We start from the raw sequence: 9,601 nt of genomic DNA, 5'->3' as shown, positions 1-9,601 counted from the left end.
AGACGGGGTGAATGTGTCTAAAAATACGCTTTGTTCGTATATCTGAGAACCTTGTAGTCTGAAAGTCTTTCACCGCAATACTTTCAGGCTATCTTGCCCCTGGTGACAGCTTCGCTATATTTACCCCGTGATGTAGAGTTTCTGCGGTGGATTGTTGGCTTTGGTGGTAATGTGAAGGTGACGCAACCAGAAGCCTTGATGGTTAAGGTTAAGGCAATTGGTGATGCGATCGTTCGGGTTTATGAGTAGTAATAAATAACAATATATAACAATATTTGATTTGTGAGAATTGTAGGCAGTAGATCCCCGACTTCTTTGAGAAGTCGGGGATCTTGTTGTTCACGAGACTATATTAAAGCTGGAAGAGACATTAATTCCCCTTTTCAAAAGAAAAGCGAGCCAGACAAACATATATTTGCAGCATGGAAATACTTGTTTCCATTAATTCCACTTCTTTGAAGAGAAGCGACCAACTCAAAACCGACGCGGACAATCTATGCAGTTTGTTTCCATTAATTCCACTTCTCCGAAGAGAAGCGGCCCACTCTTATTTAAACCCTTACCCAGCTTAATGTCTAGATGCCATTTGCGACGGGGTATAAAGCTACAGCAAAATTCAATCAAAATACATACCCATGAAAACCCTGAAACCTTTAAGCAGAAAGATATCGGCGGGGTCTACGAGACAATACGCATTTACAACTTTTGCCAACCCCGCCGCAGAGAAAGTAAAAAAGCATTAAAAATTCGTCATTTATATAAAAACCCTAGCTTCAACCCATAATGTTGCTGTTGCCACAAACTTATATAGCGCTTACTAAGCAACTGAGGTACAGCTTAAACTCACCCCCAGAAAGAATAAGCTTTATCTCCCCTCTCCTTAGCAAGGAGAGGGGTTGGGGGTGAGGTTTTGAGATGTACTTCAATAGACCGAGAAGCGCTATAGTTGAATTCAGATGTAGTTTTACGTAAGTCTTATATATTAAGTGGGCGATACTGGATTTGAACCAGTGACCCCATCCGTGTGAAGGATGTGCGCTACCACTGTGCTAATCGCCCAAGATTGTTTATATTATCATAACTAACCCAGATTTACGGTTGCAAAAATAAATATAGCTGTTCCCATTCAGATGAGGTACAACATTATATCGCAAGGTGTAGGGGCACGGCACAGCCGTGCCCCTACAGGTGTACCTTACTAGCTTGGGAAATGCTATATATTTTCTGCCAGCGTCAATTATTTAGAAATTATTCGGGTTAATTCCCTTCTGTTGTAATCTAGCTAAAAGTTCCTGAAGCTGTTGTTGTGTTTGCTCTAGTTCTTGCTGTTGCTTAACTGTTACTTCTTCTGGTGTTGAATATCTATTACCATTTTCGTCATACCAATACAACCATTCTCGTGTGATTCTTTGGTAAGTTCCCCGCTCACGTCCAATACCTAAACCAATTTCCGGCATCCAGACTTTATCGCCTGGTTGTAAAATATATTCACCATTAACTAAACGATAAACTTCTAAACGCTGACGCTTACGACGTAAGCGAGTTGGTGCATAAATTACATAATACAAAATGCCTAATTGGGCATAATCTACTTTCTTTTGTTCGTATTCAAAATTGTAAGTTTGGGAAACAATTTCTAACGATAAGATTGGGGAAATACCATCTTCTTCCCAAAGTACATAACTAGAACGCCCATTTTCTCCAACAAAACGTTCTACACCCAAACTTAAAAACCCATCAGGGACAATCGCAGGTTTATTGGCTGTATAATAAATTCCCATGTTTATCCCAAAAAACCAATCATCACGAGCTTGCCAAATAGCAGCTAATATTGCTAACAACAAGTTGGGAATTAATATTTGCAATTCGTTATCCACAGGAATTTCATCAGAATCTGGCAATTCTGCGGATGTTGGTAAGCACTCTAATGGATTGTACTTGAACATAAGCAGTTCTCAATCCCAATTGATAAATCTAAACCTGTTTTCCATAACTTATAGGTTGGCTCAGTCTGCACATCATAGCCCGTGACTTAGTTACTTTTACTACTTTCTGTAATCCCTTGACTTAAATAACTTACTGACTCAATCTTGGTAATATCTTAGACTACTTGCTAGGTATCTAAGCTCTGAGTGCAGGAGTCACTGAAAATCCATTTCTTTAGTTTATCTAAAGTCGCATCTAAGTTCTCAAATTACCTTCCTAAGATAGAAGCAGCAACCATAAGTTGCCATACACAACTAAAACCCAATTAACAGCTAGTGGCTGCGGAGAACATCAAAATGGCTAGAACGCCAGAATCCTTAGAATCGTCTATCAATGAAATTACAGATAGAGCTTTAGATCGTGATTGTACAACCTTATCCCGTCACGTCCTCCAGCAACTTCAGAGTTTTTCCCCAGATGCCCAAGATTTAAGTGCGCTGATGAATCGCATCGCCTTGGCAGGTAAACTGGTTGCACGCCGCATGAGTCGCGCTGGTTTAATGGAAGGCGTTCTCGGTTTTACTGGGGAAGTTAATGTCCAAGGAGAATCCGTCAAAAAGATGGATGTCTACGCCAATGAGGTATTTATCTCAGTGTTTAAGCAAAGCGGCTTAGTTTGTCGCCTCGCTTCTGAGGAAATGGAAAATCCTTACTATATCCCCGAAAATTGCCCTATTGGTCGCTATACCTTGCTGTATGACCCAATTGATGGCTCATCCAACACTGATAATAATCTCAGCTTGGGTTCCATTTTTGCTATTCGCCAACAGGAAGGAACTGATAGCGATGGCAAAGCAACTGACCTCCTCACCAATGGACGGAAGCAACTCGCTGCTGGATACATCCTGTATGGCCCTTGCACGATGCTGGTTTATACTATAGGTAAGGGCGTTCATTCCTTTGTCCTCGATCCCAGCTTAGGAGAATTTATTCTCACAGAAGAAAATATTCGGATTCCTAACCACGGTTCCGTTTACAGCGTAAATGAAGGTAACTTTTGGCAGTGGGAAGAATCGATTCGAGAATACATCCGCTACGTTCATCGCACAGAAGGCTACAGCGCTCGTTATAGCGGCGCAATGGTGAGCGACATCCATAGAATTTTGGTTCAAGGCGGTGTATTTCTTTATCCAGGTACAATTCAAAACCCAGAAGGTAAATTGCGCTTGCTTTATGAAACCGCTCCTCTCGCCTTTTTGATTGAACAAGCAGGCGGTCGTGCTACTACAGGATTGGTGAATATCTTGGATGTAGTACCGAAAAAACTGCATCAGCGCACACCTTTAATTATTGGTAGCAAAGAAGATGTAGCAAAGGTGGAGTCTTTTATTCAAAACGGACACTAGAAGATAATTCGTAATTCGTAATGGGCTACGCCCCGCTACGCTAACGTAATTCGTAGTTAGTGTTACGTAAGGGTTTTAGACGTTTTAGAAGGGTGGCTTATTTACGTTGTGCTGTCCTCTCATCTGCCATTAATTAAACGTTAATCATGGTGATTTAAGATTGGGGATGCAAAATAGCGCTTTTTGAAGATCAATTAAAGATTATCTCAGCTGGCCGATGCGATAAGTGATTGGCAACGCCACAATTCAAAAGTAAGCATTAATGCGTTTTGCCAACTTTACTTAGAAACATCACTATACAGGAGTGAAATAAACTACCTATGGCTACCAATCATCTACTAGAAATTAAGCAATACGGTCAAAGTATCTGGATGGATAATTTGACCCGTGACATTATTCAATCAGGTGAACTTAAAGACATGGTTGAAAATCAAGGTATATCTGGGATTACTTCTAACCCAGCTATCTTTGAAAAAGCGATCGCAGGTAATGTCATTTATGATGCCGATATAGAAGCCGGAGTTCGGGCTGGCTTACCGATAGATAAAATTTACGAATCGTTAGTTTTTGCAGATATCCGTAACGCTTGTGATATTTTACGCCCAGTTTATGAAGCCTCGAATAGACTAGATGGTTATGTGAGTATCGAAGTCCCACCAACTATCGCCCATGATACTGAAGCAACAATAAGTGAAGCTCGGCGCTATTTCCAAGAAATTGGTCGGGAAAATCTCATGATTAAAATTCCTGGTACAGAACCTGGTTTGCCAGCAGTAGAGCAGGTAATATCCGAAGGGATGAATGTTAATATTACGTTGCTATTTTCTGTAGAAAGCTACATAAACACAGCTTGGGCTTATATTCGGGGCTTAGAAAAACGGCTGGCTGAAGGTAAAGACATCAGTAGAATTGCTTCAGTCGCTAGCTTCTTCCTCAGCCGGATCGATAGCAACATTGATGCCAAAATAGATGCTAAGTTGAAAAAAGGCGTTGATGATATTGCCGTGGAAGCAAAGCTAAAAGCTGTGAAAGGAAAAGTAGCGATCGCTAACGCCAAGGTAGCATACCAAGAATACAAGAAGATCGTTAGAAGCGAGCGTTGGCAAGAGTTGGCAGCAAAAGGAGCCACAGTACAACGGCTACTTTGGGCTAGTACCAGCACCAAAGACCCCAACTACAACGACGTGATGTATATCGAAGAGTTGGTAGGCCCTGATACCGTTAACACCGTACCACCAGCGACCATAAAAGCTTGTGCCGATCATTGTAACGTTAGCGATCGCTTAGAAACAGATGTAGATAACGCTTACACCCTGATCGAAAACCTCAAAGATCCCGACATCAACATCGATCTTGATACCGTCATGGATGAACTGTTAGATGAAGGTATTGACAAATTCATCCAGCCCTTCCAGTCCTTGATGAACTCTTTAGAAGAAAAGATCAAGGTATTGTCACCAGTGTAGGGACTGGGGAATAAGATTAAAAATACTATTTTCCAAAACCTAAAACCCAAAACCCAAACCCAAAACCCAGTACCCAATCCCCAGTACCCAATCCCCAGTACCCAATCCCAATCCCAATCTCAAAATCCAAAATCCAAAATCCAAAATTCCTATGGTTAGTCTGCTAGAAAATCCCTTGCGCGTTGGTCTGCAACAACAAGGGATGCCCGAACCCCAGATTATAGTTATCTTTGGCGCTTCTGGCGATCTCACCTGGCGCAAACTAGTGCCAGCACTTTATAAATTGCGGCGAGAACGACGTATTCCTCCAGAAACTACCATTGTTGGTGTAGCACGACGAGAATGGAGCCATGAATACTTCCGCGAACAAATGCAGAAAGGCATGACAGAGGCACATCCTGATGTCGATTTAGGGGAACTCTGGCAAGATTTCTCTCAAGGTCTGTTCTACAGTCCTGGGGATATAGACAACCCCGAAGGCTACCAAAAACTAAAAACCTTACTGACTGAATTAGACGAAAAACGGGGCACGCGAGGTAATCGCATGTTCTACCTCTCCGTTGCGCCCTCATTCTTTCCCGAAGCGATTAAGCAGCTAGGAAGCGGCGGGATGCTAGAAGATCCCTACAAACACCGTCTAGTAATTGAAAAACCCTTTGGTCGAGACTTGGCTTCTGCTCAAAGTCTTAACCAAGTGGTACAGAAATATTGCAAAGAACATCAAGTCTACCGGATTGACCACTACTTAGGTAAAGAAACAGTCCAGAATTTGCTAGTGTTTCGCTTTGCCAATGCGATTTTTGAACCCTTGTGGAATCGTCAATTTGTTGACCACGTGCAAATTACGGTAGCAGAAACCGTAGGCGTGGAAGACCGGGCTGGCTACTATGAAAGCGCTGGCGCACTGCGGGATATGTTGCAAAATCACCTCATGCAACTTTACTGCTTAACAGCGATGGAAGCACCCAACGCAATGGATGCCGACAGCATTCGCACAGAAAAAGTGAAGGTACTCCGCGCTACTCGTTTAGCTGATGTTCACAATCTGTCGCGGTCAGCAGTCCGCGGTCAGTACAGTGCCGGCTGGATGAAAGGTCAAGAAGCGCCAGGATATCGGACAGAACCAGGTGTTGACCCCAACTCCACCACACCCACTTATGTAGCGATGAAGTTTTTGGTAGACAACTGGCGCTGGAAAGGTGTTCCTTTCTACTTGCGTACCGGAAAGCGGATGCCGAAAAAAGTGAGTGAGATTTCCATTCACTTCCGCGAAGTTCCATCCCGGATGTTCCAATCTGCCGCCCAACAGACAAACGCCAACATTTTGACGATGCGGATTCAGCCAAATGAAGGTATTTCCCTGCGTTTTGATGTCAAAATGCCAGGGGCAGAATTCCGCACCCGTTCCGTTGATATGGACTTTAGTTATGGTTCCTTTGGCATCCAAGCAACATCCGATGCCTACGATCGCTTATTCCTTGATTGTATGATGGGCGATCAAACATTGTTTACACGAGCCGACGAAGTAGAAGCAGCTTGGCAAGTAGTAACACCAGCCCTTTCCGTTTGGGATGCACCCACCGATCCAAAGACTATTCCCCAATACGAAGCCGGTACTTGGGAACCAGCAGAAGCAGAATTCTTAATTAACCAAGATGGCCGTCGCTGGCGCAGACTCTAAATATTAGTCATTAGTCATTGGTCATTAGTCACTAGCAAAAACAAATGACGAATGGCAAATGACAAATGACAAACGACAAACGACAAAATCCAAAACTACTATGCCTACCCAAACTTCTACAATTTTTTCCCTCCAGGCACCGAAAGATATTTCGCTTAACGAAATAGATGCCGAACTCAATCAAATTTGGCAAAGCTATGGCATAACTGGCGAGGACGGTGGACTTCCCAGTGCTACTAGGGCAACAACATTTACTTTAGTGGTCTACGAACCAGAAGAAACTCAGTATTTGTTGGCTGCTTTAGGATTTTACAACGGCCCAATTGATGGGATTTTAGGGCCACAGATGGCAGCAGCATTGCGGGAAGTACAAAATAAACACCGTCTGCCCGAAACCGGAACAGCAACACTAGAAACTCTGACTGTATTACGAGAAGAATTCTCTAAAGGTCAGCGAGGTGGGACTGTAGGAGAACATCCTGCTGCTGGGTTAAATAATGGCAGCCCCAGAATTGCTGATGAAATTGCCCTCCGCAACCCCTGCCGCATCATTGCACTATTTCCCATTGCTGGCGAAGATGAAGGAGTTAAGGCTCAAGTTTCTGCCTATTGCCCCATTCAAAAGCAATCGTCAAGCACACTGATTTGCTGCGAATACATTACTCTCAGTGGAACTGCTGCTGCCTTAGAACGCATCGGTGGCATGATTCCAGCCTTGTTGATTGGCGGCTTACCGAAGTTTCTCTGGTGGAAGGCGACACCAGACCCTAACAACAGTCTATTCAAGCGTCTAGCCGCAATCTGCAATAACGTCATTGTCGATTCTTGCAACTTTAACGAGCCAGAGAGTGATTTACTCCGCCTAGAAGAATTGGTAGAAACGGGTATACCTTTGGCTGATTTGAACTGGCGTCGCCTCGCATCATGGCAGGAATTGACAGCTGAAGCCTACGATTCTCCTAAGCGTCGCGCCGCCCTCAAAGAAATTGACCGCGTTACGATTGATTACGAAAAAGGCAACCCCGCCCAAGCTTTGCTATTTCTGGGTTGGCTGGCAAGTCGCTTAAACTGGCAGCCAGCTTCTTATGAAAAGGAAAGTGGTGATTATGACATCACTCGCATCCATTTTATTTCTCAAGATCAGCGACAAGTAGAAGCCGAATTAGCAGGAGTTCCAGTTGCTGATGTGGGCGATATTGTTGGTGACTTGATTGCCTTGCGCCTCAGTTCGACAAATCCCCAGGCAGATTGTGGTACAGTCATTTGCTCGGAAACTGGTGGTTGTATGCGGATGGAAACACATGGTGGTGCCCAATCCGCCGGTCTATTTCAACAGGTAACTTCACTTTCGGAACAAAAGGCGGAAGCATTGCTAAGTCAGCAGGTGCAACGCTGGGGCCGCGAGTCACTGTTTGAAGAAAGTCTGGGAGTGACAGCGAGTATTTTCAAATTAGCGAATTAAAATAGATGCGATGAATCGCATACAGGAGAGACGCGATTCATCGCGTCTGTACAAAAATTAGGAGAGACGCGATTAGTCGCGTACAGGAGTTAAGAGTTATAATTCATAACTTCTTGCTCTCAATTCCTAACTTTTTTATGTCTGTAATTATTGCTGGAGAACGTAGTGGGGTGGGCAAGACAACAGTCACGCTCACCCTTTTAGCATCTTTACGTCGTCGCGATCGCCTGGTGCAATCTTTTAAGGTAGGCCCAGACTACATCGATCCGATGTTTCATCAACACGTAACTGGTCTTCCTTGTCGCAATTTAGACCCAGTGTTGACTTCAGAAGCCTACATTCAGCAATGTTTTGCCCGTCATAGCCAACTGAGTGAATATGCCCTAGTAGAAGGGGTGATGGGATTATTTGATGGTGTTTCGTCATTGGTCATTAGTGATTTGTCATTTGTAAAAAACAAAGGACAAATGACTGACTTTGCCAGTACAGCACACATCGCCCGACTTTTAGATTTACCTGTAGTGTTAGCGATTGATTGCAGTCGTTTATCTGGTTCTGTGGCTGCGATCGCTCACGGCTACCAATCTTTTGACCCACGAATTAAAATAGCTGGGGTAGTATTAAATCGCGTGGGAAGCGATCGCCACCTCTCTCTTCTCAAAGATTCCCTAGAACCCTTACAATTACCCATTCTCGGCGTGCTGCGCCGTCAAGATAACATCACAATTCCCGATCGCCATTTGGGTTTAGTTCCCACAGCAGAACTCCCCGAACTCAATGCTTTAATCGATCGCCTCGCCGATTTAGGAGATAGCTGTTTCAATTGGCAACATTTATTACCCCTGTTAAAATCAAAACCTCTGCCTCATCCCCCTTCTCCGCCTCATCCTCCCTCCTTTGTAAGGATTGCAGTCGCCCGCGATCGCGCTTTTAATTTTTACTACCAAGACAATCTCGATTTACTGCAACAACTTGGTGCAGAACTGGTTTTCTGGAGTCCTTTAGAAGATGCTGCAATACCAAAAGATATACAGGGAATGTATTTTGGGGGAGGTTTCCCAGAAGTTTTTGCCCAGCAACTAGCAGAAAATACCAGCGTTCGGGATGGAGTAAAAACAGCAATTCTCAAAGGTATGCCTGCGATCGCTGAATGCGGCGGATTGATGTATTTATGCGAGCAAATTATTGATTTTGAAGGAAAATCTTGGTCGATGGCGGGAGTTTTACCGACATCTGCTGTCATGGGTGGGCGTTTAACTTTGGGCTATCGTCGTGCAGTCGCTTTGCAAGATAATCTGTTAGTAAAGGCAGGTACAACTGTTTACGGACATGAGTTTCATCGTTCCCATTTAACCATAACTCCCACTCAGCCCCTATTTGAAACTTCTCGCTACGACTGTGACGAAAATATGGGATGCGAAGGATGGGGTTTCCCTGCAAATGTTCATGCCTCTTATGTGCATCTGCATTGGGGAGAAAGTGGAGAAATTCCCCAACAGTTTCTTAAAAAATGTGTGAAAGACTCCTGTCTCCAGCAATAACTGCCTCAAAACCCGTAGCTTTGTACTTCATGCAAAAGAAAACTGCTGTAAATAATGACTGCTACACCCGCATTTCTCACAAGCTTGAGGGAAGGGGCAGAGGGGCAGAGGGGCAGAGG

7 protein-coding genes and 1 tRNA gene are annotated in these 9,601 nt (G+C 43.9%); 6 read left to right on the top strand and 2 right to left on the bottom strand.

Annotated features, from left to right (window positions below; translation table 11 throughout):
- Positions 1–102: 102 nt before the first annotated feature.
- Positions 103–249: a WYL domain-containing protein gene (locus CDG79_RS41735; RefSeq protein ID WP_143855697.1), complete on the top strand. Its 147-nt coding sequence runs from the start codon at positions 103–105 to the stop codon at positions 247–249.
- Positions 250–987: 738 nt separating this feature from the next.
- On the opposite strand, the gene CDG79_RS36670 is transcribed toward CDG79_RS41735, so the two are convergent.
- Together CDG79_RS36670 and CDG79_RS36665 are read right to left on the bottom strand one after the other, a co-directional pair.
- A tRNA-Val gene (locus CDG79_RS36670) sits at positions 988–1,059 on the bottom strand.
- A 182-nt stretch (positions 1,060–1,241) separates the two neighbouring features.
- Complete coding sequence (locus CDG79_RS36665; RefSeq protein WP_094346473.1) at positions 1,242–1,946, bottom strand: Uma2 family endonuclease; 705 nt, start codon at positions 1,944–1,946, stop codon at positions 1,242–1,244.
- A gap of 336 nt (positions 1,947–2,282) precedes the next feature.
- Here CDG79_RS36665 and fbp point away from each other — a divergent pair, with 336 nt between their 5' ends.
- From fbp to CDG79_RS36640, 5 genes are all read left to right on the top strand, one after another.
- Complete coding sequence (gene fbp, locus CDG79_RS36660; protein WP_094346472.1) at positions 2,283–3,332, top strand: class 1 fructose-bisphosphatase; 1,050 nt, start codon at positions 2,283–2,285, stop codon at positions 3,330–3,332.
- A gap of 320 nt (positions 3,333–3,652) precedes the next feature.
- A complete protein-coding gene (gene tal / locus CDG79_RS36655; protein ID WP_094346471.1) occupies positions 3,653–4,798 on the top strand; it encodes a transaldolase in 1,146 nt (381 codons plus the stop codon).
- Positions 4,799–4,949: 151 nt separating this feature from the next.
- Positions 4,950–6,479, top strand: a complete 1,530-nt coding sequence (zwf, locus tag CDG79_RS36650) for a glucose-6-phosphate dehydrogenase (protein WP_094346470.1) — start codon at positions 4,950–4,952, stop codon at positions 6,477–6,479.
- A gap of 100 nt (positions 6,480–6,579) precedes the next feature.
- Positions 6,580–7,941 carry a glucose-6-phosphate dehydrogenase assembly protein OpcA gene (opcA, locus tag CDG79_RS36645; RefSeq protein WP_094346474.1) on the top strand — a complete coding sequence of 454 codons (1,362 nt, stop codon included), beginning with the start codon at positions 6,580–6,582 and terminating at the stop codon, positions 7,939–7,941.
- Between the two features lie 137 nt (positions 7,942–8,078).
- The gene (locus CDG79_RS36640) at positions 8,079–9,482 is read left to right on the top strand and encodes a cobyrinate a,c-diamide synthase (RefSeq protein WP_094346469.1); all 1,404 of its coding nucleotides are present in this window, start codon (positions 8,079–8,081) and stop codon (positions 9,480–9,482) included.
- The last annotated feature ends 119 nt before the right edge of the window (positions 9,483–9,601 follow it).

Origin of the sequence: Nostoc sp. 'Peltigera membranacea cyanobiont' 232 (assembly GCF_002245985.1) — a bacterium.
GTDB lineage: Bacteria > Cyanobacteriota > Cyanobacteriia > Cyanobacteriales > Nostocaceae > Nostoc.
Note: the sequence above shows the minus strand (reverse complement) of the source record. Positions and strands in the feature narration are given on the sequence as shown.

Bases quoted from the DNA above. Each gene is read 5' to 3' on its own strand.
- CDG79_RS36665 (WP_094346473.1), bottom strand. From the start codon at position 1,946: ATGTTCAAGTACAATCCATTAGAGTGCTTACCAACATCCGCAGAATTG.
- tal (WP_094346471.1), top strand. From the start codon at position 3,653: ATGGCTACCAATCATCTACTAGAAATTAAGCAATACGGTCAAAGTATC.
- CDG79_RS36640 (WP_094346469.1), top strand. From the start codon at position 8,079: ATGTCTGTAATTATTGCTGGAGAACGTAGTGGGGTGGGCAAGACAACA.
- fbp (WP_094346472.1), top strand. From the start codon at position 2,283: ATGGCTAGAACGCCAGAATCCTTAGAATCGTCTATCAATGAAATTACA.
- zwf (WP_094346470.1), top strand. From the start codon at position 4,950: ATGGTTAGTCTGCTAGAAAATCCCTTGCGCGTTGGTCTGCAACAACAA.
- opcA (WP_094346474.1), top strand. From the start codon at position 6,580: ATGCCTACCCAAACTTCTACAATTTTTTCCCTCCAGGCACCGAAAGAT.